The organism is Ochrobactrum sp. XJ1, assembly GCF_024701725.1.
Lineage (GTDB): Bacteria > Pseudomonadota > Alphaproteobacteria > Rhizobiales > Rhizobiaceae > Brucella > Brucella anthropi.
Map to the genome: position 1 here is coordinate 155,433 of NZ_VDGD01000003.1, position 26,877 is coordinate 182,309.

The window sequence follows — 26,877 nt, forward strand, 5'->3', positions numbered from 1 at the left end:
ATTTGCTCCCAACATCGTCCGCCCGATAAGGGACCGCGCTAAAGGTAATTTGTGTAAGGAGAATGCTATGCGCACTCTTAAGTCTCTCGTAATCGCCTCGGCTGCGCTGCTGCCGTTCTCTGCGACTGCTTTCGCTGCTGATGCCATTCAGGAACAGCCTCCTGTTCCGGCTCCGGTCGAAATGGCTCCGCAGTACAGCTGGGCTGGTGGCTACACCGGTCTGTACCTCGGCTACGGCTGGAACAAGGCCAAGACCGACACCGTAGGCACCGTTAAGCCTGACGATATGAAGGCTGGCGCTTACGCTGGCTGGAACTTCCAGCAGGACCAGTTCGTATACGGTGTTGAAGGCGATGCCGGCTACTCCTGGGCCAAGAAGACCAAGGACGGTCTGGAAGTTAAGCAGGGCTTCGAAGGCTCGCTGCGTGCACGTCTCGGCTACGACCTGAACCCGATTATGCCGTACATCACGGCTGGTGTTGCCGGTTCGCAGGTCAAGCTTGACAATGGCTTTGACGACGAAAGCAAGTTCCGCGTTGGTTGGACTGCTGGTGCCGGTCTGGAAGCTAAGCTCACGGACAACATCCTGGGCCGCGTTGAATACCGCTACACCCAGTTCGGTAACAAGACCTACGACCTCGGCAACGAATCGGTTCGTAACAAGCTCGACACCCACGACATCCGCGTCGGCGTTGGCTACAAGTTCTAATTATCTGATAATTGAACACGGAAAACCGGGCAGGCAACTGCCCGGTTTTTTGTTGCGCTGTTTAGCTCAGTTGTTCGCGGCATCTGTCAGCCAGTCGCGAAATGCGGCCATCGCTTGCGTTTCCGTCCGCGACTGTAGCCTTGTCAGCCAGTAACTGCCCATCGTCACCGTCGTCTCGAACGGCTGGACAATGGTTTCCGACAGCAATTGCCGGGAGAACATCAGTGGCGGGGCAAGCGCAATGCCCGCTCCCTGCATGGCGGCTTCCATCATCGCGAGCGACGAATCAAACATGATGCTTCGCGGCAGGGGCATGTCGCCCGTGACGCCTGCTGCCACAAACCACTGCGTCCATTCATCGGCACGATAGGAGCGCAGCAAAGTATGTCGTGCGAGATCGACCGGTGTTCGCAATTCGCGCGCCAGTTCCGGGATGCAAAGTGGCGACAGGGGCGCTTCCAGCAATCGGGTTGCGTCGATGCCGTGCCAGGCGCCGCTCCCGAAACGGATCGCGTAATCCAGTCCCTCCGCCGCGATATCCACCCGGTTGTTGTTGGTCGAAAGCCGCAGGTCGATGAACGGGTAGCGATTCTGAAAATCGCGCAAACGTGGCAGTAGCCAGCCGACGGCCAAGGTGCCGACAGCACCCACACGCAAGATTTCCCGATAATGCCCCGCTTCAAAACGCTCTAGCGTTCCGGCAATCCTGTCGAATGCGTCCTTTAATGTGGGAAGCAGCGTTTCTCCTTCGCTCGTCAGCATCAGCCCGCGGGGCAGGCGCTCGAACAATGTCACGTTCAGACGGGTTTCGAGGCTCTTGACCTGATGGCTGACAGCTGCCTGCGTGACGCAAAGTTCAATCGCGGCCTTCGTAAAGCTCAGGTGGCGCGCCGATGCCTCGAAGGCGCGCAGGGAATTGAGCGGGAGATGCGGTCGAACCATGTTGCCCCAAATTTTTCTAATGCCAAGTGCTAGATAACGTCGTTTGTCGCGCCAGCGCAAGCATCGTATATAAGCTGGGCCTGAAAGGCTTATATCCCGCAAAGCGGGCTTCAATATAATGGACCGCGCAATACCGGCTATGTCTTGAGAAAGATGCAGCGGAACGCATAATCATGAGGTTAATTTTTCTGTCATGAGAAAATCTACGACACTTTTGATCGGTTTCCTCACCACTGCCGCTATTATCCCGAATAATGGCGCGCTGGCTGCGAGCAAGGCGAATGATGGCGACTTGCGCCGTATTGTCGATGAAACGGTGCGCCCGCTCATGGCCGAGCAGAAAATCCCCGGCATGGCCGTCGCTATAACCATCGACGGCAAGAGCCACTTCTTCGGTTATGGTGTGGCATCGAAAGAAAGCGGGCAAAAAGTCACTGAAGACACGATTTTCGAGATCGGTTCGGTCAGCAAGACCTTCACTGCAATGCTTGGCGGTTACGGGCTGGCGACAGGCGCGTTCTCCCTGTCCGATCCCGCGACCAAATGGGCTCCTGAACTGGCAGGCAGCAGCTTCGACAAGATCACCATGCGTGATCTTGGGACCTACACGCCGGGCGGATTGCCCCTCCAGTTTCCCGATGCTGTCACCGATGACAGTTCGATGCTGGCATATTTCAAGAACTGGAAACCCGATTACCCGGCAGGGACGCAGCGTCGCTATTCGAATCCCAGCATCGGCCTGTTCGGCTATCTGGCGGCACGAAGCATGGACAAGCCGTTCGACGTTTTGATGGAGCAAAAGCTTCTGCCTGCATTCGGCCTGAAGAACACCTTCATCAATGTGCCGGAAAGCCAGATGAAGAACTACGCCTACGGCTATTCCAAAGCCAACAAGCCGATCCGGGTATCGGGCGGGGCGCTGGATGCACAAGCCTATGGCATCAAGACCACCGCGCTTGATCTTGCCCGCTTCGTCGAACTGAACATCGACAGCTCATCTCTGGAGCCTGATTTCCAGAAAGCCGTCGCCGCAACGCATACCGGTTACTACCATGTCGGAGCGAACAATCAGGGACTTGGCTGGGAGTTCTACAACTATCCGACTGCGCTCAAGACACTTCTTGCCGGCAATTCGTCGGACATGGCGCTGAAGTCGCACAAAATCGAGAAATTCGATACACCTCGCCAACCGTCAGCTGATGTGTGGCTCAACAAGACAGGCTCAACCAACGGCTTTGGCGCTTATGCGGCCTTTATTCCTGCGAAGAAGACCGGAATTGTTCTGCTTGCCAACCGGAATTATCCGATCGATGAGCGCGTAAAGGCTGCCTATCGGATATTGCAGGCGCTCGACAACAAGCAATAGGCCGCAAAAAAAGAACCCCGGAAAATCCGGGGTTTTTTCTTTCCAGACCGGTCAACCGCGCGGCAGCAGTTCAGTCAGTTCCGGATGCACTTCCTGAAAGCGCTTCATCCAGCGCTTGAGCTTGGGACGGTTACGTTCCCATTTGCCCTCGAAGCGTAGCGCCAGATAGCCCAGCGTGGCGGCGACAGCGATATGACCGCCATGCAGCTTGCCCGCCAGACGTGGCGGTGCTTCGTTCAGAAGATCGAGCGCACGTTCAGCCTTGCGCCATTGCAGGTCGAGCCAGGGCTGATGAATCTTTTCTTCGGGACGCATACGGCGTTCATAGACATGTGCCAGAAGCACGTCGCAGAGACCGTCGGCGATGGCTTCATAGCGCTCTGCATCGGTGCGCTTTTCGGCATTACGCGGGAAGAGCTTGTTACCCGAAACCCGGTTCAGATATTGGATGATTGCACGGCTGTCGAAAACCGATTTGCCATCATCCGTCACCAGCGTCGGAATTTTTCCGAGTGGATTGGCATGGATGAGGTTCTCCGGTTCCGCCGAGGTGTTGACGACGACGCTTTCAAACGGAATGCCGGCATAGTGGGCGGCCATGCGCACCTTCGCGCTGTAGGGCGAAGCAGGCGAATAGAGTATCTGTGTCATCGTTCGTTCCTAAACCGGATATGTGAAGTTTATTGCGTGGCGGGCATCATGACGGAGCGGCTTCGGCAACCATTGGCATCGACCTGACCGCAGGCGCGGTATTGCAGGTCTTTTGTCATGCAGATGCGAACTTCCTGAAGATAGTTCTGTTTGCAGCTTATCGAAATTCCGTCCGGCTTCATGCCGGGATTGGCTGCGATAAAGGCTTTTTCGACGAGAAGTGGATCAACACGCCGACCACTCGCCAGATTGCGCAGGCTGGGCGGAATGTTGACCTGATCGAAAGCGTTACGCAGCGTTGAGAAATATTCGTCCTGCGACAGGCCCGAACAACTGCCGTGTTTGCGCCATTGATAAGCGACAAGACCGGCAGAAGGCATGATATCCGACAGGCGGGAAATGATTGGACGAGGCACATAGCTGCCCCGACTGCGGGCATTGTCGAACTGGCAGTTCGCCGGATAGCCCCATTCGTTCTGTGGCCAGAGACCGTGCACCACGAAACCGAAAGGACGGTTGGTTCCACATTGCTGCTTGTTGGCGCGGGGGCCTTCGGAGGCACAATAGCTCGGCGACCAGGAGAGGGCGAGGACGTAGAAGTCGAACTCGCCCGCAACGTCATCAGCATGGCTTGGTGCAACTGCCAAAACACTCGCAACTGCCGCTGCGAGCAACGTAAACGCAGCTGCACCAAAATTCCGCAGCATATGCCCTCCACTCAATCGTTGCTCAAGGCTTCAGTGTCTGAATCAAAAAGCGACAGGCCGAGGCGAAAATGGTGATTTTCGAGTACCGGAGCGGAGCGTACTTAAAGGTACGTGAGCACCGGAACGCAGACGAATTGCCATTTGCAGACCGGCATGGCGACTTTTGGAGCAGACACTAGCGAAGAACGCGGCAGCTCGCGTCGTAAACATACCAGCGGTCGAAACCATCGACGCAGAATTCGACGTTGCGGCCCATCGAGGCAAAGCCCTGACCTTCTTCGACCATATACCAGACCGAACGGTACTGACCGTCGGTCAGAACGGCGGTTGCCTTGCAATAGGTACGTTCGATCTGGGCCGGATTGGTCTTCGGCTCATAGCGTGTCAGCTGAACATCGCTCATCGCCGAAATACCGACCTGCGGCAGGTTCGGGACATGACGTACCTGATAGCCAAAATCGGAAACCACCGAGCGCAAAACGCTCTGCTGGCTGCAAGCGCCTGCATCGGCAACGCCTGCTGGAGCAGGAGTGAGATAGTCTGCGGCACTGGCCGGCAGAGACACAAGCGTCAGGGGAAGGACAGACGCAGCAAACAGGGCTGCGCGTGAATACTGTCCGATACGTTCCAGGGTTCGTTGCATATCTCTGTCCTGTCCCAAATTGCGAGCTCGCACCCGCTCTAATCTGTGATAGCCGAAGCGTTGAGGCGCAGTTTCTGTCAGCAATTCGCGCGGGTCAAGTGCGATCCGTCTCGCTGCGCACCCACTTGATGCTGAAATTGCTCCCTTTTTCCTCCGCCAGAAGCTTGGTAAGGCAGGGAAGCAGGGTTTGCATCTCACTTTCGAGTGTATAGGGCGGATTAACGACAATCATGCCGGTGCCATCGAGGCGTGGTTCAGCGGACGGTGCACGAATCGCAAGCTCAATCTGCATGATCTTTGGAATGCCGGTTTCCCGCAGCTGCCGGGTGAACCGTTCTGTTTCCTTGCGATCTTTCACCGGATACCACAGTGCATAGATGCCGCCGCCGAAGCGCTTGTAGGCCTTGGCCAGACCGTCGACCAGACGATCGAATTCGCCATCCTTTTCAAAAGGCGGGTCAACCAGAACCATGCCGCGTTTTTCTTTGGGCGGAAGGTGGGCGCCCAGCGCAAGCCAGCCGTCGAGCTCCGTCACGCGGACGTGATAATCACCGTCGAAAAGTTTCGCCAGCTTGGTGGAGTCCTGCGGATGCAGTTCCAGTGCGGACAGGCGATCCTGCTTGCGCAGCAAATGCCGGACGACAAGCGGCGAACCCGGATAATGGCGAAGCTTTTCACCGTTGTTGACCGCACGGACAGCAGCGAGATAGGGCTCCAGAAGTTCAAGCGCGGGCTGCTCGATCTGCCCTTTCTTCACCGCGTCCATGATGCGGTCGATACCGCCCGTCCACTCGCCGGTTTTGCCTGCTTCGATACCCTTCAGGTCGTAGAGGCCAATGCCTGCATGGGTGTCGATGACGCGAAAGGCTTGATCCTTGCGTTTCAGATACTCGACAAGACGCGTCAGGATGACGTGCTTGACGACATCCGCAAAATTTCCGGCGTGATAGGCGTGACGATAATTCATGGTTGCGCTTGTTTCATGTCGGCCAGTTTTCGGCAAGAGGCAGTGATATCCAAAAAGACCCCGGTCTGCGTCGTTCCTGCAATATCTCTCCTGTCACAAATGTGACATACAACTTTCATCATCCGCTCCGTAGCTTTGAGTCGAGTCCCGAAATGTCTGGTGGCGTCCTTCTGATCGTCCTCTTTGGCGCGTTTCTCCACGCGAGCTGGAACGCAATTGTAAAGGGAAGCGGAGACAAGTTCTTCGGCGCAGCCAGTGTAACCGGTGCAGCCGGTTTGATTGCTCTTTTTATCCTGCCATTCTTGCCACTGCCGAACCCGGCAAGCTGGGGCTACATAGTTGCTTCAACCGTCACACAGGTATTCTACATGTCGCTCGTGGCCGCGGCTTATAAATCGGGCGACATGAGCGAAGCCTATCCGATTATGCGCGGCACGCCGCCCTTGCTGGTGGCGTTGGTGAGTGCCCCCTTGGTCGGCGAGGTTATGGGCTGGCAAAGCTGGCTTGGGATCGTGCTGATCTGTTCCGGTGTTCTTGCGATGGCGCTGGATGCCCGCCGCAGAAATCGTGGCGCCTCAAGTCGCACGGCGCTGCTTGCGCTCGCGAATGCGGGCTTCATTGCAAGCTATACGATCATTGATGGCCTCGGTGTTCGTGTCTCGGGCGCACCGATTTCCTATACGCTGTGGCTATTCCTGATGAACGCCATGCCGCTGGCAGGCTGGGCTCTTTATCGTGAACCGAACAGGTTTATCCAATATCTGCGCAATCACTGGCGACCGGCCATGATTGGCGGTGTCGGAACCCTCGGTTCTTACGGATTGGCACTTTGGGCGATGACCATGGCTCCGATTGCCGTCGTGGCGGCGCTTCGCGAAACGGCTATCCTCTTCGGCGTACTCATCTCGGCTGTGGTATTGAAGGAAAAGGTTGGCTTGCCGCGTTTCATCGCTGCCGGTCTTATCGTTCTTGGTGCGATTTCGCTCCGCCTGTCGTGAAAATTTATTTCGTCACAGTGACAATCTTCCGGCAGAAATTCGTTTCTGTGCGAAGTGGCTTGAGATAATAAAGTAACATGAACCAGCACGCTCCCATCTCGAACATCAAAACAGGTCATTCGGCTTGCCCGCACGACTGTCCGTCAACTTGCGCACTCGATGTCGAAATCCTCGATGAGCGCACCATAGGGCGTGTGCGGGGGGCAAAGGACAACAGCTACACGGCTGGCGTCATCTGCGCCAAGGTCGCGCGCTATGCCGAGCGCGTCCATCATCCCGACCGCCTCAAGCATCCGCTGGTTCGTGCCGGTGCGAAAGGCGCGGGGCAATGGAAGGAAGCTTCATGGGAAGCAGCACTTGATCTCATTGCCGAGCGCTTCCTGAAAGCCGAGCATGAGTTTGGCAGCGAAAGCGTCTGGCCCTATTACTATGCTGGCACGATGGGGCTGGTGCAGCGCGACTCGATCAATCGTCTGCGTTTCGCCAAGCGCTATTCCAACCAGTTTGACAGTTTCTGTACCAATATGGCCTGGACTGGCTATTTTGCGGGAACAGGAAGCCTGACCGGTCCCGATCCGCGTGAAATGGCAAAGGCAGATGTGGTGGTGATCTGGGGCACCAATGCCGCCGCCACGCAGGTCAATGTGATGACCCACGCGGTTCGGGCGCGAAAGGAACGCGGCGCAAAGATCGTCGTCATCGATGTTTACGCCAATGCGACCGTCCGGCAGGCGGATATGGGCATTGTGCTGAAACCGGGTACGGACGGCGCCTTTGCCTGCGCGGTCATGCATGTGCTGTTCCGTGATGGCCTTGCAGACTGGGATTATCTGGAGCGCTACACCGATGATCCGAAAGGACTGGAAGCGCATCTTCAAACCCGGACACCGGAATGGGCAGCCGCCATCACCGGCCTGTCCGTCGAAGAGATCGAGGCATTCGCCCATCTCGTCGGCAAGACCAAGCGCACCTATTTCCGTCTCGGCTATGGTTTCACCCGCCAGCGCAACGGCGCGGTGAACATGCACGCAGCTTCTTCGATTGCCTGTGTGACAGGCGCTTTCCTTTATGAAGGCGGTGGTGCATTCCACTCGAACTCCGGCATCTTCAAGATGGACAAGCGCGAGATCGAAGGTCGCGCCATGCAGGATGTAGGTCTTCGTTTTCTCGATCAGTCGAAGATCGGTCGTATTCTCACCGGTGACAGTGAGGCTCTTTATGGCGGCCCACCCGTCATGGCGATGCTGATCCAGAACACCAACCCGATGAATGTGACGCCGGAACAGAGGCTGGTTCGCAAAGGTTTCGCGCGCGAGGATCTTTTCGTTGCGGTGCACGAACAGTTCATGACCGATACGGCGAAGATGGCCGATGTCGTCCTGCCTGCGACGACATTCCTTGAGCATGACGATATCTATCGCGGCGGTGGACAGCAGCATGTGGTTCTGGGACCGAAGCTGATCGAGCCTCTTGCCGATGCGCGCCCGAATATTTTCGTTATCAACGAATTGGCGAAACGTCTCGGCGTTGCGCATCTGCCGGGTTTTGATCTCGACGAGCGCACGCTGATCGACAACATGAATGCCAATAGCGATCTGCCGCAATTCGACGAATTGAAGGAAAAGCGCTTTGTCGATCTGCAGCCGCCCTTCGAAGAAGCGCATTATATCGATGGTTTCAAATGGCCGGATGGCAAATTCCGCTTCCGACCCGACTGGACTGGAAGCCCGTCGCCGAACAAGCCGCCGGAAATCATGGGGCTGCAGGGGCCCTTCCAGTCGATACCGGAGTTTCCAGACCATTGGGAAGTGATCGAAACGGCGGATGCCGAGCATCCCTTCCGCATGACGACCTCACCGGCGCATAACTTCCTGAATTCGACCTTTGCCGAGACACCGACATCGCTCGCCAAGGAAATCCGGCCAGAATTGCTTATTCATCCTGATGACGCGGCTGAGCTTGGCATCGAGAATGGTGAGCGGATCGAGATCGGCAATCATCGAGGCGAACTGGTGCTTCATGCCGTGCTGCGCGCCGGGCAAAAGCGTGGTGTTGTGGTGTCGGAGGGCATTTTCCCGAACTCGACATTCGAGCGCGGCGAGGGGATCAATATATTGATCGGCGCTGAACCTGCCGCACCCTATGGCGGGCTGGCGGTGCACGATACCAAGATCTGGATTCGAAAAATAAACTCATAACTATTTATCCAACAACGCCGGGGCGCATATATAAACTATATATGCGCCCCGGCGTTGTTGTTTATTCGCGCTGCTCGTTAGCCAGCGTAACGCAGTTTCAGCTTGGAAACGCCCACAGCTGCATTCAGGCCACGCTGGCCCTGAAGCGAGATCGGCTGAAGCGAAATCGTCTTCCACGAACCGCCGGTCAGGATGTTGGTGCCGAAGCCGACGCCGATCGCGGCATTGGCAGATGCGCCGACATAACGGCCCTGAAGAGCGCCTTCGGGACGAACGGTCGGAGCCCACACGGCCCAGGCGACACGACCGCCATTGATGAAGCCGACATCGATGCCGAGCTTGGTAATCGTCCCTGTATAACGTTCAGCTGGACCACGTCCACGGGCTGGGCTGAATACGCAGTCCACATCCTGCTGGCTGCCGATGATGACGCCGATGGCAGGGGAGATATCGCAGGACAGCGTGCCGACTTCCGAGCGCGGCTGGGTGCGACCCGAAGCGGGAGGAGCTACGTAGTCGGCAGCAATGGCTGGAGCCGTGACCGCAATGCCTGAAATGACGGCCATTGCCGAAAGGAAGGAAGTCGAAAAACGGAGAGACATGTCCTTGTCCTCTTCTAAAACACACATTGAAAGAGACGCTTACACGTCCCTTAACGAGATTTGCCGAAGCAAGTTCCGTTACGAAGGGGAATTAGAGCTTTTTGCGGGAAATTAAAGTTTTATTAACAAAAAACTTCGTCTGTGATTAATTTGCCGCGGTTGAACATGGAAAGAGCGCCATCAGGCGCTCAAAACCATCGCATCGGTCAAATCTGGCTGGCCGTTTTGCTCATCGGCAAATTTACGTAGGGCCAGCGCATAAAGTTGATGTTCGGCTTTGAGAACGCGGGCTGCGAGCGCTTCGGCATCGTCGCCAACATGTACCGGCACCGCCGCCTGGGCCAGAATCGGACCTTCATCCATCTCTTCCGTGACCAGATGAACGGTACAGCCTGCGACTTTCATGCCCGCATCCAGCGCGCGCTGATGGGTATGCAGTCCAGGGAAAAGCGGGAGCAGGGAAGGATGAATGTTGAGGATGCGGCCTTCATAGGGAGCAATGAAGCGGCCCGACAAGAGGCGCATATAGCCAGCAAGGCAGATCATATCCGGTTTCAACGCGGCGAGCGCGTCCAGAATGGCATCTTCATGCTCATCCTTCGAGGCAAAGTCCTTGCGCTTGAAAACCTGTGTCGCAATACCGGCAGCCTTTGCTTTGGCAAGGCCACCAGCTTCTTCCTTGTCGGAAAAGACCGCCACCACTTCCGCCGGAAAATCGGCGACTTGCGCAGCGCGGATCAGCGCCTCCATATTGGAGCCGCCGCCCGAAATGAAGATGACGACCCGCTTGCGGCTCATAGCGAAAGCGTGCCTTTGTAGACGACGCCGTCCTTTTCACGCTTCACCATCTGGCCGAGCGTGACAACCTTTTCGCCTTCAGCGGCAAGGGCAGCCACAACTTCCTCGACCTTATCAGGCTTCACGACGGCAATCATTCCGATGCCGCAATTGAATGTGCGCAGCATTTCATTCGGCTCGACGCCGCCCGTCTTGGCAAGCCAGGAGAAGACTGGCGGAACGGAAATGGACGCAAGATCGATTTCGGCAGCGAGACCGTCCGGCAGAACGCGCGGAATATTGTCGGGAAAACCGCCGCCCGTGATGTGTGCCAGCGCCTTGATGCCGTCCGAAGCGCGGATCGCGGCAAGAAGAGGCTTCACATAAATGCGTGTTGGGGTGAGCAGCGCTTCACCGAGTGTTGCGCCCGGCTGGAACGGGGCATCGGACTTCCAGCCGAGGCCGGAGAGTTCAACGATGCGGCGTACCAGTGAAAATCCGTTGGAATGAACACCGGACGAAGCAAGGCCGAGTATGACATCACCTTCGGCGATATCGCCACGCGGCAGCAGACGGTCGCGTTCAGCCGCACCAACCGCGAAACCGGCAAGATCATAATCGCCGTCGCGATACATGCCGGGCATTTCAGCGGTTTCACCGCCTATCAGTGCGCTACCGGCTTGTCGGCATCCTTCTGCGATACCCGCAACGATATCGACACCCTGATCCGGCGAAAGCTTGCCGGTCGCAAAATAGTCGAGGAAGAAAAGCGGTTCAGCACCCTGAACGACGAGATCGTTGACGCACATGGCAACAAGATCAATGCCCACCGTGTCGTGCTTGTCGGCATCGATGGCGATCTTCAGCTTGGTGCCGACACCATCATTGGCGGCAACGAGTACCGGATCCTTGAAGCCAGCAGCCTTGAGGTCGAACAGCCCGCCAAAACCGCCGATCTCGCCATCCGCACCGGGGCGGCGCGTGGAGCGCACGAGCGGCTTGATCTTCTCGACCATCAGGTTCCCGGCATCGATGTCGACACCAGCCTGCGCATAGGTCAGGCCGTTCTGGCCAACAGGCTTATCGGCGGGCTTATTTTCCATGGTCATGGCCTGCTCCTGAAATTGGGTGCTTATCCACGCAGCTGTTTAATGCATTTTCGGCAAAAGCGTGTAACGGTTTTGCTCAAGAAAAATGCGATAAACAGAGAATGTGCGCGCAATGGCACGAGACGGCGCTGCCTGCAAGGCCACAAAGCTCGAAAAGAGCGAAACAGTGCAGGATTCTGCCTGAAATCGTAAAGCACCGTCCATAACTCGATAGAAGGTTGTGTTTCGTCAGGCTTTTCGCACAGACATTGCAATCCTCAGTAACCGTTCTAACTTGTTCCCGTTCGCACTAAGATATCCGTAACGCCATTCTGCTATCAGGACTGGCTCTATCCAATTCGTTTCCTGGAAATAGATGCACATGGTCAAGAAACCGACACCCACGCGCACGAGCGCCAGCCGAACGATCCGTCAGTCGGAAGCGACAGTTCGGGATGGTGATATCCACGTCAATGTGGAAGTCGGCGCGCTGACCGGCTCTTCGGTACGCCGTCAGGCGATGTTCTGGGTGGGGACCGTCGCGGTCTTCGTTCTGTTCCTGATCGTATTCAGTTCAGTGCTGTTGCCTTTTGTTGCGGGCATGGCGCTGGCCTATTTCCTCGACCCTGTCGCAGACAGGCTGGAACGTTTCGGCTTGTCCCGGCTTACGGCCACAATCGTCATCCTGCTCATCTTCCTGATGGCGCTGGTAGTCGGCCTGATGATTATTGTGCCGATCTTGGCAACCCAGCTAGCTGACTTCATTTCTAAAATTCCAGACTACATCACACAACTTCAGTCGCTTCTGGCAAACGAAGATTCGCAATGGCTGAAGAAATATATCGGTATTGACAGTTCGGTCATTCAGCAGAATCTGAGTTCTCTGCTCCAGCAGGGCGCCGGGTTCATGTCGACCTTGCTTCAATCCCTGTGGAATTCGGGGAAATCGCTGATCGATATTGCGGGCCTTTTCGTCGTCACGCCGGTGGTCGCTTTCTATATGCTGTTGGACTGGGACCGCATGGTCTCGAGCATCGATTCATGGGTGCCGCGCCGCCAGCTTCACACCGTGCGCCGCATTGCCGCTGAGATGAATGCTGCCGTCGCCGGTTTCATTCGCGGGCAGGGAACGCTCTGTCTCATTCTGGGAACCTATTACGCCATCGGTCTCACGCTGACCGGGCTTAATTTCGGCTTGTTGATCGGCTTTTTTGCCGGTCTCATCAGCTTTATTCCCTATATCGGTTCCTTTGTTGGTCTGGCGCTCGCCATCGGTGTGGCGCTGGTCCAGTTCTGGCCTGACTGGATCATGATCTGTGCCGTCGCGGGTGTGTTTTTCCTTGGTCAGTTTGTGGAAGGAAACATCCTCCAGCCGAAGCTCGTCGGCTCGTCCGTGGGGCTTCATCCGGTCTGGCTTATGTTCGCTCTTTTTGCCTTCGGCTCGCTGTTCGGCTTTACAGGAATGCTGGTGGCAGTGCCCGCAGCGGCTGCAGTCGGGGTGCTTGTGCGGTTCGCATTGAATAGCTATCTCCATTCACCGATGTATGATCCTGCCTACCATCAGCCAAACCCCGACGCCGGGCCGCTGATCGAGGCAGGCGAGAATGCAGGCAAAGAGAAATGAGATTGGGTCGTAACCGGGCAAGGTTTGAAACGGGATTTGCAGGAGGCCGCGATGCGTGAGGCACCGCGCCAGATTCCGTTGAATCTTGAGCATCAGCCCGGTTATCATCGGGAAGACATGATCGTCACGGGCTCCAACCGTGCTGCAGTCGATCTTATCGATCGCTGGCCGAACTGGCTGTCGCCTGTCACGATCCTTGCCGGGCCGACAGGATCGGGCAAGACGCATCTGGCGGAAATCTGGCGCGCCGGAACAGGTGCGCTTCTGGTAGACCCCACGAACATTACCGAGGAAGCTGTAAACGGCGCTGCCGAATATCCGGTGCTGATCGACGATATCGGCGCCACGTCTTTCGATGAAACCGGACTTTTCCATCTCATAAACAGCGTTCGGCAGAATGCGGCTCAGGGACTTGGGCCCTCGCTGCTCATAACTTCCCGCCTGTGGCCCGCGAACTGGAACGTCAAGCTCCCCGATCTTGCCTCGCGTCTCAAGGCTGCAACCGTCGTGGAAATTTCAGAACCGGACGATCTGCTGCTTTCCGGCGTCATTCACAAACTCTTCGCGGACCGGCAGGTAAGCGTCGAGCCGCATGTCGTCGCCTATCTGGTGAGCCGGATCGAGCGCTCGCTTCTGTCTGCGATCCAGATCGTCGACAAGCTTGACCGGGCGGCACTTGAGCAGAAAAGCCGCATCACGCGCACGCTTGCTGCTCAGGTTCTGGCGGGCAGCGAACAGCCGGAACGCTGAGGATGAAGATAGCGGTCACCGGAGCGGGTGGTTTTATCGGAAGCGCACTCACTCAAGTGCTAACCGGGGAAGGGCATGATGTCCTGCCTCTGTCCCGGAATGAACTGTCTGATCCAGATTTCTCAGGTGTTGAAACGGTTGTTCATTGTGCAGCACTTGCTCACCGCACCGGCGCAGAACGACCGGACGCCGATACATTCAATGCGGTCAATCATCGACTGGCCGTGGAACTTGCCGCCAAGGCAAAAGCCGCCGGTGTAAGACGCTTCGTGTTTGTATCCACGATCTATACGATTGCGGGAAACCCATCGCCGCTGACGCCAGACATGCCGCTGAAGCCGCGTGATGATTACGGCCGTGCCAAGGCAAAGGCGGAAGCCGATCTGCGTGAACTCAACGGGATTGAGATCGTCATTGCGCGCCCGGTTCTCGTTTATGGTCCCGGAGCGCGGGCGAACCTGAAAGCCTTGATAAAGCTCTGCGATAGCGGGTTGCCGTTGCCGTTCGGCCTGGCAGACAACAGGCGCAGTTTCGTCTCGCTTGAAAACGTCGCACATGCGCTGACATTTTTAAGCATAGCGCCTGCCGAAAAAGTTGCAGGGCGGGTGTTTCATCTTGCGGAGCCGCAACCCCGCTCCACAAAAGAGCTCGTGACGAAACTGCGTGCGGCCTTGCGAAAACCTGTGCGTCTTGCGCCTGTTCCGCCGGTCTTCATGCGGCTCCTGCTATCAGTAGTGGGCAAAAGCGGTCTCTACGACCAGCTTTATGGCGATCTGGTCGCGGACAGTTCATCGCTGACTGAAGCGGGCTTCGATTATCTGCCGGGCGACCAGCAACTCGAAGCAATGGCGCGTGGTCTGGATTAGAGCATGTCTCCCAAAAGTGGGAACCGGTTTTGGGATAAAGACATGCGTAAAAACAAAGAGATAGAGCGGTTCCAGCGACTCCGTTTTAACCGGAACCGCTCTAGTTTTTCTGGCCGACAGCTTTGGGCGGCTCCATGCGCGAATGCGCTGGATTTGGAGCCTGTTTCGGTGCGGCTGCCGTTGCAGTTTGCGTCTTCCTGGTAACCGAGCCGGTGATCAGGCTTGCGCTGTCAGGCTTGTTGCGTCCACCGATAAGCTGATCTTCATGCACCCAGCCGATCATGTTCGTCTTCGGGACGATCACGCGATGCCAGCGTCCGGTCTTTCCATAGGAGCGCATCTCACGGCCTTTTTCCACCACGCCGATGGATGGCGACTTGTCCCACGCATTCTTATGGATGGTGAGTCGCGCCTTGGCATAAATCACCGAAGGCGAGCTTGCGGGAGTGTTGACGCCACGCGGCGGCATGGAGCGCAGTGCAGCGGCTGGTGGGGACACGACAACCTGATTTGCGGGGCGGGGCGGGGTGGCGGTCTGGATTGCTGCCTGCTGTACCGGCTTTTGCGGTGCGGGTGCCATAACGGGCGCCGATGGACGCGGCACAGGGCCGACGGCAGCGCCATAATTCTTCGACCACGCCTTGTTCTCGGGTGCTTTGCTGGTGACGGTCGCCTTTGGCTCGGTTCTCGCAGATGACTGTATGTTCGGCTTGGAAGCGGGGCGCTGGAACAGGGCTGTGATCGCGGCTTGCGGGCTCTTGTGCTGCGAGGTTGCCCACAGGCTGAAAGCACCAAGGCCGAGGATTGCGGCAAGCGCGAGCATGGGAGTGGACGAGCCGGACGACTTGCCCGACGACCTGGCCGAGCGCTTTGTGGAGCGCTTGGGCGTGCGGGTGGTGCGTTTCCGTGCAGCCATCGTCTGTCTCCTGTTCGAATCGCGATGGGGAGACGCTACCAATTGTTCCTTCGCATTTGGTTACCGGAGCATCGGGCGCGAACGGCTGGAACGACGAATCGGAAACAAAAAACGCCGCTTTCGCGGCGTTTCAAGGTGGATTGGTGAAGACTTACTGGTGCCCAGACGTCTTGTCATCGCAAGAGGTCTGGCCTGAAGCCTTCTCCTGCTGCCGTTGGTTGGCTTCGCTTGCTTCAACTGCGTTGCGCAACTCTGCCCATTCGCGTTCATGACGACGATAAAGCTCGTCGGAAACAGTCTGGATACCCATTTCGGTCCTCCGTTTTATCTGGTGCCCCAAATAACATGGCGAAGTCCGAAACGTTGCATCACAAAGCGTAAGCGTTTGAAATCTTAATCGGTTTATATGTTTATAACGTCTTGCCGATTTCAGTTTTCCTGAATGGAAACACCACCTTCTCCGATTTTCATCTCAATCCCGGCGGGTTTGGTCTCTTCGCGATAGACATAAACCGCAAGACCTGCAGCCACGACAATCAGCGCGCCAATAATCAGATAAAGCCCGTTTCTATTCACATTCAGTCTCCAGCTGGTTGATGGTGAAGTGGGAACGTTCGCGCGCGTGATTTGGTTCCGCAGAACATGATGACCACAAAAATGCGCCATCCTGTTTTTATTGAATGGAAAAAACACAAACTGGCAAATTTGCCTCTTGCTTTATCTCTTTGGATTATCTAGTGAAGCCGCACCGCTTGAAAGCGACGGAGCGTAGCGCAGTCTGGTAGCGCACCTGATTTGGGATCAGGGGGTCGCAGGTTCGAATCCTGCCGCTCCGACCATCGTCCCCAAGATTTAATGGTCGATATATGAACGCCCCGGCACAGGCTGTGGCGTGCGTCTTTATCGCGTTGACATGCATTCCCGTGTAAACTATTGGCTTGGTGGATTTTCAGCTCCCCCAGCGGGGCAAGAGAGTAGTTCAGGGTTCTTCAAATGGTTGCACGTATTTACCGTCCAGCTAAGACTGCAATGCAGTCCGGTCAGGCTAAGACAGACCAGTGGCTTCTGGAATATGAACCGGAAAGCCCGCGTATGGTCGAGCCTTTGATGGGCTACACTTCTTCAGGTGATATGAAGAGCCAGATTCGTCTGTTCTTCGCCACGCAGGAAGAAGCAGTCGATTATGCAAAGCGCAATGGCATCGCCTATCGCATTACGGAACCGAATGAGCCGAAGCGCCGCAAGGTTTCCTACTCGGACAATTTCCGCTTCGACCGGACGATGCCCTGGACGCATTAAGACGCATTGATTGCCTGTTTAGCCTGACACTTGTTTCAGGCCGGGCAATGCGATAATTCGGCAAGGCTTTGCTGGCAAAGCCCTGTGCACATTGAAATATCTTCGATCTTTTTCGAAAGGCGAGGTCCCGTAGCTCAGTTGGATAGAGCGTCAGCCTTCTAAGCTGAATGTCACAGGTTCGAATCCTGTCGGGATCGCCACCCCACTTTTCCACGATCACAACATATTGAAATGTCTCAACCTTTTTTAAGGTGTGGGGTTTTGGGTTCTAGGTGAGGGGATAGCATGTTCCCTTTTAGTTTATCCACGCCAGATTGAGCCAGTTTTTTAGCGTTCGCATTCTTTATGTAATGCGTCGCCATGGCGTCAGTCGTCCAGCCGAATTGCGCCTTCAGTTCTGCATTGCTGCCGCCGCTTTCCGCCACGATCTGAGCGAGCAGTTTGCGCAGTCCGTGGGCGCGTGGATACCCTATCACCCACGCCGCTTATCAAGTCTCCCTCACGTATTAGTTGAGGAACTTTGGAATCACAGTATGTACTCGGCTTCATGAATTCGCCGGGAGAGATTTGAATGCGAATTATCGTTGCAGCTAGTATTGTTTTGACACTAACAGCGTGCGGGACTCCGTCCGCGGAGAAACAAGTCAAACTGAGCACCAAGACTGAGAAAGAAGCCGACAAATTTTTGAAAGAAAAGGGTGCCGCAATCGCGTTTCGAGCTACGGTCGGCAAAAATTTACTCGGTAATCCGGCCGAGTGCGGTTCAGTTGCATTGAGACGAGTGGAGGGGAAACAGCAGTTCGAGACAGTGCGTGTCAACACTGGATCGGGGTTTCGGCTTTTCAAAGGATATTCCGCTAAAGATCCTCGCGACGAAGGTTACAGAATCAAGTTCGAACCCATAAAGCCAGGAAAGTATATCGTGACCGCCCTGAACTGCGATTCTGGTTATGTCAATCCGCCTCGTCTTTCCGATGGGACAGATATTGCAGTAGCGGGTGCAAATACCATAACCATCGGTTCGAGCGAACTGGTTGATGCTGGAACCTTGGATTTCAAGGCAAACTTCAGCGGGCGAGGGTTCCTAGTTTCATACCCGGCTGAAAGCGGTTATCGGGCCATGGTTCAAAAGAACATGCCAAATGTCTATTCTAGGATTTCATTTAAGACATTCGCCCCATCAGGCCTGTAAACATTGATATCCCCTGAAGTGGCCAGCAAGGTCCGGCGTAGGGGGAACCTGGCGCCGGACCTTTATCGGGAGAAGCGGAGGCCATCTCCCGATGTGTGCAGCTATCAATGAGGGAAGAAGACGAACCGAGCGATGAACAGGATCGCTACCAGCCATGTTGCCGGATGAACGCTTCTCCACTGACCTGTGACCGTTTTGAGGATCGCGTAGCTGATGAAACCGTACGCCAGACCATTCGCGATGGAATTGGTGAACGGCATCATCAGGACAGTCAGGGCAGCAGGTGCGGCCTCTGTTACGTCTTCCCAATTGATCTCCAGAAGCTCCTTCATCATCAGGCCGGCAACATAAAGCAGTGCCGGAGCCGTCGCGTAAGCGGGTACTGAGCCTGCCAGCGGCGAGAAGAATAGTGCCAGCACGAAGAGACCTGCGATGACCAGTGCGGTCAGTCCGGTTCGTCCGCCAGCCTGTACGCCAGATGCACTTTCAACATAGGCTGTCGTGCTGGATGTGCCGATGAGTGCGCCCGAAATGATCGCACAACTGTCAGCCAGAAGCGCCTTTCCAAGACGGCCAGACTTCTTGTCGTGGATCAGGCCCGCGCGCTTGGCAATGCCGATCAGCGTGCCGGTGGCGTCGAAGATTTCGACGAGTACCATGACGAGCAACACCTGAATGATACCGCCGCTCAGGGCACCCAGGATATCGAGCTGCAGGAAGGTTGGCGCGAGGCTTGGCGGCATCGACATGATGCCGTTGAATTGCGAGACGCCAAGCAGCATCGACAGCACTGTCACCGCCAGAATACCGATCAGAATGGCACCACGCACATTGAGGTAATCCAGCGCCGCCATGATGAAGAAACCGACCATGGCAAGTACGAGGCTTCCAGCAAAGACAGAACGCCGCGAGCACTTCGCGGCGTTTCGATTTCTGTTCAGCTGTCTGTTATTGTCCGTGCGGACCGTCTGGAACGCGGTGCCTCATATAGACACGTGGCCGGTCATTTCCGTGCCAGCCTGGACGATCACGCCATCCACGGCGATCCCAATGTCTGTCGCGATAGTAGCGACGGTCGCGATACCAATAGTCATCCCGGTCATTGAGAGCAGAGCCTATGGCAACGCCAGCGATAAGCGGAATGCCGATGAGCGCAGCTGTTCGACCGAAATCATCGGAGTAACCACCAGATGTTCCCTCGCGAAATGCCAGATAGCGCGACGATGCCCAGCCATAGGTCGGGCCGTAGCTGACTTGACACCAGCCATAACCGGATGTGCAGCCACGCACGGTCAAAGGCGCCCCACTGGGTATGGAGCCCAGCGTCGCATAGCGCGTGCCGGGGCCTGTTCGAATATTGAGGTTGGTGGTGGATATGGCGTTCGCCGCCTGCGCTGCGCCCGCCGCAAATACGCCCAAGGCAACAAGGGCGGCTTTGAGAGCAAGCTTCATCGGAGTTCTCCCTGAACTGTCTCTATTGTCTATGAAACGACATCGACGAGCGAAGGTTCCCATCAGGGCAGACAGGTCGCGCGTGCCGAATAACAAAAAGCGCCGGAAAACCGGCGCTTTCGAGGATCTTTGCGGATTGCTGGAGCTATCGTCTGCAGCGAGCCACATACATGCGGCCATGACGGTCGCGATATTGGCAGTTGCCGTTGCGCAGTTCGCGCACCAGAAGGCCGCCCAATGCGCCCGCACCTGCGCCGATCAGCGCGCCACGTCCGCCGCCAGCAATGCCGCCAATGATGGCACCTGCGCCGGTGCCGATGGAAATATCTTTTTCCGTAGTTGTGCAGCCCGTTATTGCGAGCAGGGCCACCAATCCAAGCGCCACTTTCCGCATCACTGTCTCCTCCTGAGAAATACCAGACTAAGCTTAAACGATTGATTTCATGATCGGTTGCGTCCGAACCTGCAGGCCCGGACGAAAAATATCGCAGATCGAAACAGCGTCAGTGGCGACGATGGCGAAGGATGACCGCAATCGCCAGTCCAGCCAGTCCGAACGCGATAACGCCTTGCAGAATGAAAACCCAGTTCATCATGATGTAGTCCTTTGACACTTACCTCATTGAGAGGTGCGTACGAATTTGGGTTTTACCTAGCGCATTTTAGTCGGATGGGAAACGCAACATAATGGCTTTGAGCTGGAGTGCATCCCGAAAAGTGCGACGCGCCTACACAAGGAAATAAGTTCGCTGGACTGATCTCCGATCCTGTTTTGATTGGACATGGTGCGCTTTGATGAAAACTAATCGTATGAAATCATTAAATTTATTTAATGGGAGTATTCACTTGGCGTTCACGTTGGCGAGCGCATTTTCCTTACATCGAATAAACAAAGGAAGCCGATATGAAGCCGATCGTTATTGCTCTTACTGCCTTTTCCTTTCTTGCAGCTCCTGCTGCGATGGCCCAACCGTATCCGTCGCAACATGGCAAGCCGTCTCACAGCCAGATGCACAAGGGTGGTCCGAAATATGATGCGCGTAAATATGACAATCGCCGTCACCAGAGCTGGAAGAAGGGCAACCGCCTGCCGCCAAACTACCGCGGCCACGTCGTGAACAACTATTCTGGCTACAAGCTGCGCAAGCCGCCACGCGGCTATCACTGGGTCAAGGTCAACAACGATTATATGTTGATCAGCATCGCAACCGGAATCATTTCGTCCATCGTGGCGGGCCGGTAAATAATCTGCACAAGAAAGGCGGCCATTGGCCGCCTTTTCCATGTCTGCAATATCAGTTCTCGGGGCCAAAATATTTGGCTTTCAGCTTGGCGACCTCTTCACTCTCGTGAGCACTGATGATTGCTACGCTGGCGGGCTTGACGAGTTCGCTATGGCGCGGGAAGGCAAAGCCATATTTGTCCGGGCTGAATACATTCCCGACAAGATCGACAGGTTGGTCGGCGTGCTGGTGGGCGTAATATTCCAGAACCGGCCCGTCGCCGACGATTGCCGCAATTTCATCGCTGACCAGTGCGTTTACCGCTTCGGGCATGTGATCGAAAGGAACAGTCGCGATAGAGCGCGACTTCAGAAACCGTTCTGCGACACCGCCTGCACGAACGCCAACGGATTTCCCCTGCAGATCAGAAAGGCTGGAAATATTGTTGTCGATATGAGCGACGGTCATGACGCTAGTAATCGATGAAGTCATGTAGGCGATGATCGCTATGCCAAACACCATCCAGAATGTCTGCCAGATGCGTCCCACCCAACCGAACAGGTTTTTGCGTGAAGTTTTGCCAGACGTCGCAATGGAAACCACGTGATAGAAACTTTCTGCCAGTCCCTCGCGCCAGCGTTTCGGAAAGCCTTCATCAAAACGCCTGTCGAAGATCGTCAGCAATACCGTGGCCGCAACGAGAATGCCGAGGATCCAGGCATAAGTCGCCAGATGTCCCGCATCATCAAGGCGGCTGATGAGATCGTCCCAGCCACTTCCTGCCTGGGTATGCACCATGATGCGCAAGCCAGCATCGAACCATGGATGGGTGAAATCCACGATCTCGGCACGCTGTTCCGTGATTGTCAGATTGGTAACGGCGGCTTCGACTTTGCCTTCTGAAACCGCTTTCACCAGTTCGGTGTAATTCGGATACTCCACATATTGCGAAGCAAGGTTCATGCGTGTGGCAATGTCCTGCCAGATATCGATAGCCATGCCGGAGAACGCATTGCCCTGTTTGTTGACGAATGGCTCACTGACATAAACACCAACCTGTACCGGCTTGGGTGCTTGCTGCGCATAAGACACTGACGAGAATGCCACCAAGAGTAGAATTAGAAGATATTTGTATAAACTGCGGTTGAAGAAGCTATTCATTGGCATTAACGACAAAGCACGTCCCCAAAAATTCCAGTACTTGCTGTATTTTAGATAGTTTCGATATTTTAATTGTATTAATATTTACCTCAACAGTTATCATGATATTTCGAGAAATATGTTCGTTAGCTGTTGCTAATTTAATTTGTTCTCTGTTCCGACGGAATATGGAACCGAACGCCCTCCTATTCAGTTATTGCGGCTAACAAGCCGAAGGTCACAACACGGCTAAAGAGGGGTTCATGGAGAGTATCGACCGTCTGGATTCCACGGTGCGTCCGATCACGTCGGCGCCGCCACGCCTGCCGACTCTGGCGGCAATGGCTGTTGCCGTTGCCATTCTCTACTTTGCAAAAGACGTCTTTCTGCCTCTTGCCATAGCGGTACTGCTGACATTTGCGCTTGCGCCGATTGTCGCCTTTCTGCGCAGGGCCGGTCTTCCACGGCTGTTCGCGGTGATTACCAGTGTGGCCAGCGGTTTTCTGATCGTCGCAGTCTTCAGCGCCGTCGTTGCCTTTCAGGTCTCCGAGGTTGGGCAGAATATTTCAATCTATCAGTACAACATTATCGAGAAGATCAGGACACTCAAGGAAGCGAGCTCAGACAACAGTTTCATTGACAGGCTCAACCGCTTTGCCGAGCGCATAGGCACGGAAATCAACAGGCCGGAACAGAAAACACAGGCGCTGCCTTCGGATCAGCCGGAGGAAAAGCCGCTGCTCGTCCAGATATTCGCGCCGCGCCATCCGGTTGAGACGCTCCGGAGCATAATCGAACCGCTCGTCGGTCCGCTGGCGACGACAGGTCTCGTCGTGGTTGTGGTGATTTTCATGCTGCTCGAACGGGAGGAGCTGAGGGATCGCTTCATAAGGCTGGTCGGCTATGGCGATCTTCACCGCACGACTGAAGCGTTGCAGGATGCGGGAAAGCGGGTTGGACAATATCTGCTGACGCAGCTTGTGGTGAATATTACCTATGGAGTGCCACTCGCTTTCGGACTTTGGATTTTGGGTATTCCGAATGCAGCTCTATGGGGAATGCTGGCAATCGTTTTGCGGTTCGTTCCCTATATTGGCCCGGTTATCGCGGCGATCCTGCCGCTGTTCCTTGCCTTTGCCGTTGCACCCGGCTGGAGCCTGCTCCTCTGGACAATCGGGCTCTTCGTCATCATCGAGCTTCTTATAAACAATGTGATCGAACCTTGGCTCTATGGCTCGCGCACCGGCCTTTCGCCGCTTGCAATCATCGTTTCGGCCATTTTCTGGACTTGGCTCTGGGGCCCGGTCGGGCTGGTCTTGTCGACGCCTCTGACGGTCTGTCTCGTGGTGCTGGGGCGTCATGTGCCGCAATTCGAGTTTCTGGAAATCCTGTTCGGCAACGAGCCTGTGCTCGATCCGAAGGAACGTCTCTATCAGCGCCTCCTGGCCGGAGACCCGGATGAGGCCACGGATAATGCCGAGGAAATGCTGGAACGGAAATATCTGGTCGAGTTTTACGGTTCGGTCGCGATCCCGGCGCTCCTGATGGCGGAGCGGGACCGTCTGCGCGGTGTTCTGACCGAGCCGCAATTGCAGATCGTTGACGAAAGCACGAAGACGCTGGTGGCCAATCTGGAACAGATTGCGAGCGAGGAGGAGGGGGACGACGAAGAGATCGCGATTGAGAATCCCGATGGCGATGTTAGCGCATCCGATCTGGAACTTCCCTCCGGCGAAGGCCGGTCGCTGCTGACATTCGGGGGACGAAAGGGGCTCGACGACACGGCTGCGATCATGCTGGCGCAGGTGCTTGCCGTGCAGGGCGCGTCGGCAGAAGCCGTCGTGCATGATGCGCTCAAGCCCGCCAATCTCAGGGCGCTGGATCTTTCCGACAGGGATACGCTGATAATCTGCTTTCTGGATCAGCAGGCGGCACGTCACGCCCGCTTTGCCGTACGTCGCCTGCGACGGCTGCGGCCCTCTCTGCGCATTGGCGTGGTGCTGTGGCACGATCCGAGCGAAGCACGATCCGTTGACCGGGAGGCGTTGCGGGAAGAAATGCAGGCGGATTTCGTCGCCTGCACCATGATAGAGGCCGTCGTGGAAGGCCTCTCTGAAATCGAGCCGAAGCCCTTAAAGGCGGCAAAGAAAACGGTCCGCGCGCGGTCACGCAAGATGACGGCTGCAAAACCGGCTTAGATCGCGGCAAAGCCTTTTTCGAGGTCTGCAATGAGGTCCGGCACGTCTTCCAGACCAATCTGCAGGCGGATCACCGGGCCCGGATAGTCGCCCTTGGCCACGGTGCGATCATCGAGGCGGACATGAACCGCGAGGCTTTCATAGCCGCCCCAGGAATAACCGAGGCCGAAAATCTCCAGCGCATCGAGGAAAGCATGGGCTTCCTTCTGCCCGCCGCTGGCGAGCACGATGGAGAAAATGCCGGCAGAACCGGAGAAGTCCCGCTTCCAGATTTCATGACCCGGATGGCTTTCCAGTGCCGGATGCAGAACCCGGTCGACAGCCGGGTGGCTTTCAAGCCAACGGGCGACGTCCAGTGCGCTCTTGCGGTGATGTTCCAGCCGCACGCCCATCGTGCGCATGCCGCGCAGGATCTGGTAGGTATCGTCAGCCGATGTGCACAGTCCAAGCGTTCCGTGCGTTTCCAGAAGCTGCGGCCAGCATTTTTCATTGGCCGAAATCGTGCCAAACAGAATATCGGAGTGGCCGGACGGATATTTGGTCGAGGCATGGATGGTAATGTCCACGCCGAAATCGAGCGCCTTGAAGTAAAGCGGGGTGGCCCACGTATTGTCCATCATGACGATGGCGCCGCCCTTGTGCGCTTCTTCAACGATGGCCGGAATATCCTGCATTTCAAACGTGTTCGACGCCGGTGATTCCGTGAACACGACCTTGGTGTTCGGGCGCATCAGCTTTGCAATGCCAGAGCCGATCTCCGGATCGTAATATTCGACTTCCACGCCTATGCGCTTCAGGATCGTATCGGCAAAATGACGGGTCGGATTGTAGATCGAATCGACAAACAGCACGTGATCGCCGGGCGAGAGGAAGGCGAGAAGCGGAACGGTAACAGCGGCAAGACCGGACGGGACGCAGACCGTACCTGCCGAACCTTCCAGCGCATCAATGGCAGCGCAAAGCGCATCGCTGGTCGGTGTGCCACGCGTGCCATAAGTGTATTTCTGGCCACCGGTTGCCATCGTCTCTGCATCCGGGAAAAGCACGGTGGAGGCGCGGACAACGGGCGGATTGACGAAGCCATGATAATCGCGCGGCTGATAACCATCGTGAGCCAGCCGTGTGTTTATACCCAGCTTCTCTGTCTTGCCCTGCTGCTTAGTCACGAAAATGCCTCCAGACCATGTTGCATGCTATCCCACTGATTCTCGCCCACCGATTCTCGAACAAGAGGATTCTGCCGGGTCGCATCAAGGTCGGCTGCGGCAAAAAGATCTGCGATTCCGTTTGCGGCGGAAACTTTGAATACTTGGATAGGATGCGCGCGTTCCGGATGCAACCTCGCGTGCAATTTATTGCGTAAGAAGCTTTTGAAAGGGTATTTCTATTATGATGGCGTCAGGCACGGGAAGCATTTTTCTATATCCCTTTCGCGCGGCGCTGGAACTCCTTCGAGCTCTTCTGCGCCCGGCTTACAAGGGGGCGCCATCCCCATGGACGCTTGAAATGACCGCAATTGTGGTGCTTCTGCCGTTCATTATTCTCGTGCTGCATCTGTGGGATGCTGACATCGTTCGCGTCACGGCGCAGAGCACCAATTTTATCATGGAATTCCTGCGTGCGGTTACGGATGCGATTCGCACCATCGTCTGGCTGGCAATCGGCATTGTCGTCTGGCTCGTCACAGCGATACTGCTTTCGCCAAAACTACGTGATAGTGCCAGACCGTGGTTCGTGAAACTCCATAGCTGGGCAACGTTGGTGCTGACGTCGATTGTTGTGGGGAGCATCCCGACTGAAATCGGTAAACTCGCCATCGGTCGGGCGCGCCCGTTCCTGCTCGATGACGTGGGCGCAGCCTATTTCTCACCGTTCAAAGGCCAGTTTCTTTATGAAAGCTTCCCGTCAGGTCACTCTATGATGGCTGGCATCATGATGGTCTCGCTTTGGATATTCCTGCCGCGCTGGCGCGTCCTTACAGCCCCGGCATGTTTTCTCTTCGGGATCAGCAGGCTTGCCGCGGGCGCACACTATCCGACTGACATCGTAGCCGGTCTGACGATCGGATTCGTGGCGACATGGTGGGTTGCCCGTTATATGGCGACGCGAAATATTATTTTTTCTTTGGATGGTGAAAGCGCGATGCCGCGCGTCTGATTTCTATCAGGAGTTGCTATCGGCATTGCCCATCTAGGGTGGTAGTCAAATTTAACCAATTGTATTAATTGAGTTATAATGCCGTATTCCAACTGGTTGCGACATGATCTTCTCTGGAGAGGGTTTCTACCCAGAAATCGGGAAATCGTGTAAATTTTCAAATATTTCCCCCTCATCTTTTTTGGAGGCCAGCTCGCCGGGCTGCGTTATTGCCTTGACCAAAGGCAATTTTTCGCCTTCGATAAGACCCGTGAAGGCGGCAGGTTTGTCACTGCGCTCAAAAACAAGAATCGAAGACCGGAAAGCGGTCTCGGGCGAGGGGCAGCCTGCTGTATGGCATGGGCTTGGGAGGTCACACGGCTTTTCCGACGGGTTTATGCAAAAATAAAGCAACAAGAGACGCTTGAGCTAA

27 protein-coding genes, 2 tRNA genes and 1 pseudogene are annotated in these 26,877 nt (G+C 55.8%); 14 read left to right on the forward strand and 16 right to left on the reverse strand.

Going from position 1 to position 26,877, the window contains the following annotated elements; translation table 11 throughout:
- Positions 1 to 67 precede the first annotated feature (67 nt).
- On the forward strand, positions 68 to 709 hold the full coding sequence (omp25, locus tag FG152_RS06225; protein WP_213507300.1) for an outer membrane protein Omp25: 642 nt from the start codon (positions 68 to 70) through the stop codon (positions 707 to 709).
- A 66-nt stretch (positions 710 to 775) separates the two neighbouring features.
- Here the strand turns inward: omp25 and FG152_RS06230 are convergent, their stop codons facing one another.
- Complete coding sequence (locus FG152_RS06230; RefSeq protein WP_029925209.1) at positions 776 to 1,651, reverse strand: LysR family transcriptional regulator; 876 nt, start codon at positions 1,649 to 1,651, stop codon at positions 776 to 778.
- 193 nt (positions 1,652 to 1,844) lie between these two features.
- Between FG152_RS06230 and blaOCH the strand changes: the two genes are divergently transcribed.
- On the forward strand, positions 1,845 to 3,017 hold the full coding sequence (gene blaOCH / locus FG152_RS06235; protein WP_498985516.1) for an OCH family extended-spectrum class C beta-lactamase: 1,173 nt from the start codon (positions 1,845 to 1,847) through the stop codon (positions 3,015 to 3,017).
- A gap of 51 nt (positions 3,018 to 3,068) precedes the next feature.
- On the opposite strand, the gene FG152_RS06240 is transcribed toward blaOCH, so the two are convergent.
- From FG152_RS06240 to FG152_RS06255, 4 genes are all read right to left on the reverse strand, one after another.
- The gene (locus FG152_RS06240) at positions 3,069 to 3,668 is read right to left on the reverse strand and encodes a glutathione S-transferase (protein WP_010661684.1); all 600 of its coding nucleotides are present in this window, start codon (positions 3,666 to 3,668) and stop codon (positions 3,069 to 3,071) included.
- Between the two features lie 29 nt (positions 3,669 to 3,697).
- Positions 3,698 to 4,375 carry a ribonuclease T2 family protein gene (locus tag FG152_RS06245; RefSeq protein WP_043062597.1) on the reverse strand — a complete coding sequence of 226 codons (678 nt, stop codon included), beginning with the start codon at positions 4,373 to 4,375 and terminating at the stop codon, positions 3,698 to 3,700.
- 175 nt (positions 4,376 to 4,550) lie between these two features.
- Positions 4,551 to 5,018: a phage portal protein gene (locus tag FG152_RS06250; RefSeq protein ID WP_010661686.1), complete on the reverse strand. Its 468-nt coding sequence runs from the start codon at positions 5,016 to 5,018 to the stop codon at positions 4,551 to 4,553.
- 94 nt (positions 5,019 to 5,112) lie between these two features.
- Positions 5,113 to 5,985, reverse strand: a complete 873-nt coding sequence (locus tag FG152_RS06255; protein ID WP_331664418.1) for a 23S rRNA (adenine(2030)-N(6))-methyltransferase RlmJ — start codon at positions 5,983 to 5,985, stop codon at positions 5,113 to 5,115.
- Positions 5,986 to 6,137: 152 nt separating this feature from the next.
- On the opposite strand from FG152_RS06255, the gene FG152_RS06260 reads away from it, so the two are divergent.
- The gene (locus FG152_RS06260) at positions 6,138 to 6,983 is read left to right on the forward strand and encodes a DMT family transporter (RefSeq protein ID WP_010661688.1); all 846 of its coding nucleotides are present in this window, start codon (positions 6,138 to 6,140) and stop codon (positions 6,981 to 6,983) included.
- A gap of 77 nt (positions 6,984 to 7,060) precedes the next feature.
- Positions 7,061 to 9,181 (forward strand): molybdopterin oxidoreductase family protein, encoded by a 2,121-nt coding sequence (locus tag FG152_RS06265; RefSeq protein ID WP_010661689.1) that lies wholly within the window; start codon positions 7,061 to 7,063, stop codon positions 9,179 to 9,181.
- Between the two features lie 77 nt (positions 9,182 to 9,258).
- Here the strand turns inward: FG152_RS06265 and FG152_RS06270 are convergent, their stop codons facing one another.
- From FG152_RS06270 to purM, 3 genes are all read right to left on the reverse strand, one after another.
- The gene (locus FG152_RS06270) at positions 9,259 to 9,783 is read right to left on the reverse strand and encodes a DUF992 domain-containing protein (RefSeq protein WP_010661690.1); all 525 of its coding nucleotides are present in this window, start codon (positions 9,781 to 9,783) and stop codon (positions 9,259 to 9,261) included.
- Between the two features lie 180 nt (positions 9,784 to 9,963).
- Complete coding sequence (gene purN, locus FG152_RS06275) at positions 9,964 to 10,581, reverse strand: phosphoribosylglycinamide formyltransferase (RefSeq protein WP_114047954.1); 618 nt, start codon at positions 10,579 to 10,581, stop codon at positions 9,964 to 9,966.
- Positions 10,578 to 11,669, reverse strand: a complete 1,092-nt coding sequence (gene purM / locus FG152_RS06280) for a phosphoribosylformylglycinamidine cyclo-ligase (RefSeq protein ID WP_010661692.1) — start codon at positions 11,667 to 11,669, stop codon at positions 10,578 to 10,580. Before purM ends, purN begins: the two co-directional genes overlap by 4 nt.
- Positions 11,670 to 12,030: 361 nt before the next feature.
- Here purM and FG152_RS06285 point away from each other — a divergent pair, with 361 nt between their 5' ends.
- The 3 genes from FG152_RS06285 to FG152_RS06295 are packed head-to-tail and all read left to right on the forward strand — an operon-like array spanning position 12,031 to position 14,888.
- The gene (locus tag FG152_RS06285) at positions 12,031 to 13,272 is read left to right on the forward strand and encodes an AI-2E family transporter (protein ID WP_172488791.1); all 1,242 of its coding nucleotides are present in this window, start codon (positions 12,031 to 12,033) and stop codon (positions 13,270 to 13,272) included.
- A 51-nt stretch (positions 13,273 to 13,323) separates the two neighbouring features.
- Positions 13,324 to 14,022: a DnaA regulatory inactivator HdaA gene (gene hdaA, locus FG152_RS06290; RefSeq protein ID WP_194531941.1), complete on the forward strand. Its 699-nt coding sequence runs from the start codon at positions 13,324 to 13,326 to the stop codon at positions 14,020 to 14,022.
- 2 nt (positions 14,023 to 14,024) lie between these two features.
- On the forward strand, positions 14,025 to 14,888 hold the full coding sequence (locus FG152_RS06295) for an NAD-dependent epimerase/dehydratase family protein (protein WP_114047952.1): 864 nt from the start codon (positions 14,025 to 14,027) through the stop codon (positions 14,886 to 14,888).
- A 100-nt stretch (positions 14,889 to 14,988) separates the two neighbouring features.
- Here the strand turns inward: FG152_RS06295 and FG152_RS06300 are convergent, their stop codons facing one another.
- The 3 genes from FG152_RS06300 to FG152_RS06310 form a co-directional block, all read right to left on the reverse strand.
- Positions 14,989 to 15,804, reverse strand: coding sequence for a hypothetical protein (locus tag FG152_RS06300; protein ID WP_498985521.1), 816 nt, complete (start codon positions 15,802 to 15,804; stop codon positions 14,989 to 14,991).
- 151 nt (positions 15,805 to 15,955) lie between these two features.
- Positions 15,956 to 16,114, reverse strand: coding sequence for a hypothetical protein (locus tag FG152_RS06305; protein WP_010661697.1), 159 nt, complete (start codon positions 16,112 to 16,114; stop codon positions 15,956 to 15,958).
- A 119-nt stretch (positions 16,115 to 16,233) separates the two neighbouring features.
- The gene (locus tag FG152_RS06310; RefSeq protein WP_010661698.1) at positions 16,234 to 16,380 is read right to left on the reverse strand and encodes a hypothetical protein; all 147 of its coding nucleotides are present in this window, start codon (positions 16,378 to 16,380) and stop codon (positions 16,234 to 16,236) included.
- A gap of 186 nt (positions 16,381 to 16,566) precedes the next feature.
- On the opposite strand from FG152_RS06310, the gene FG152_RS06315 reads away from it, so the two are divergent.
- The 4 genes from FG152_RS06315 to FG152_RS06330 all read left to right on the forward strand — a co-directional run bounded on the left by FG152_RS06315 (position 16,567) and on the right by FG152_RS06330 (position 18,295).
- Positions 16,567 to 16,643 (forward strand) — tRNA-Pro (locus tag FG152_RS06315).
- A 154-nt stretch (positions 16,644 to 16,797) separates the two neighbouring features.
- Positions 16,798 to 17,103 (forward strand): ETC complex I subunit, encoded by a 306-nt coding sequence (locus tag FG152_RS06320; protein WP_010661699.1) that lies wholly within the window; start codon positions 16,798 to 16,800, stop codon positions 17,101 to 17,103.
- 123 nt (positions 17,104 to 17,226) lie between these two features.
- Positions 17,227 to 17,303: transfer RNA gene (locus tag FG152_RS06325), tRNA-Arg, on the forward strand.
- Between the two features lie 371 nt (positions 17,304 to 17,674).
- Positions 17,675 to 18,295 carry a hypothetical protein gene (locus FG152_RS06330; protein WP_114047949.1) on the forward strand — a complete coding sequence of 207 codons (621 nt, stop codon included), beginning with the start codon at positions 17,675 to 17,677 and terminating at the stop codon, positions 18,293 to 18,295.
- Positions 18,296 to 18,399: 104 nt separating this feature from the next.
- Here FG152_RS06330 and FG152_RS06335 read toward each other — a convergent pair.
- The 3 genes and pseudogenes from FG152_RS06335 to FG152_RS06345 all read right to left on the reverse strand — a co-directional run.
- A pseudogene (locus FG152_RS06335) lies at positions 18,400 to 19,179 on the reverse strand (NCS2 family permease); the annotation flags it as partial.
- Positions 19,180 to 19,243: 64 nt separating this feature from the next.
- A complete protein-coding gene (locus tag FG152_RS06340) occupies positions 19,244 to 19,747 on the reverse strand; it encodes an SH3 domain-containing protein (protein ID WP_012092367.1) in 504 nt (167 codons plus the stop codon).
- A 145-nt stretch (positions 19,748 to 19,892) separates the two neighbouring features.
- Positions 19,893 to 20,141 carry a YMGG-like glycine zipper-containing protein gene (locus FG152_RS06345; RefSeq protein ID WP_012092366.1) on the reverse strand — a complete coding sequence of 83 codons (249 nt, stop codon included), beginning with the start codon at positions 20,139 to 20,141 and terminating at the stop codon, positions 19,893 to 19,895.
- A gap of 510 nt (positions 20,142 to 20,651) precedes the next feature.
- Between FG152_RS06345 and FG152_RS06350 the strand changes: the two genes are divergently transcribed.
- The gene (locus FG152_RS06350; RefSeq protein WP_010661056.1) at positions 20,652 to 20,990 is read left to right on the forward strand and encodes an RcnB family protein; all 339 of its coding nucleotides are present in this window, start codon (positions 20,652 to 20,654) and stop codon (positions 20,988 to 20,990) included.
- Between the two features lie 52 nt (positions 20,991 to 21,042).
- On the opposite strand, the gene FG152_RS06355 is transcribed toward FG152_RS06350, so the two are convergent.
- The gene (locus FG152_RS06355) at positions 21,043 to 22,062 is read right to left on the reverse strand and encodes a transporter substrate-binding domain-containing protein (RefSeq protein WP_010661057.1); all 1,020 of its coding nucleotides are present in this window, start codon (positions 22,060 to 22,062) and stop codon (positions 21,043 to 21,045) included.
- A 311-nt stretch (positions 22,063 to 22,373) separates the two neighbouring features.
- On the opposite strand from FG152_RS06355, the gene FG152_RS06360 reads away from it, so the two are divergent.
- Positions 22,374 to 24,308 (forward strand): AI-2E family transporter, encoded by a 1,935-nt coding sequence (locus FG152_RS06360; protein ID WP_010661058.1) that lies wholly within the window; start codon positions 22,374 to 22,376, stop codon positions 24,306 to 24,308.
- Here the strand turns inward: FG152_RS06360 and FG152_RS06365 are convergent.
- A complete protein-coding gene (locus FG152_RS06365; RefSeq protein WP_010661059.1) occupies positions 24,305 to 25,474 on the reverse strand; it encodes a cystathionine beta-lyase in 1,170 nt (389 codons plus the stop codon). The genes FG152_RS06360 and FG152_RS06365 overlap by 4 nt on opposite strands.
- A gap of 223 nt (positions 25,475 to 25,697) precedes the next feature.
- Here FG152_RS06365 and lpxE point away from each other — a divergent pair, with 223 nt between their 5' ends.
- Entirely contained in the window at positions 25,698 to 26,465 is a 768-nt protein-coding gene (lpxE, locus tag FG152_RS06370; RefSeq protein WP_010661060.1) for a lipid A 1-phosphatase LpxE, read from the forward strand.
- Positions 26,466 to 26,877: the final 412 nt, after the last annotated feature.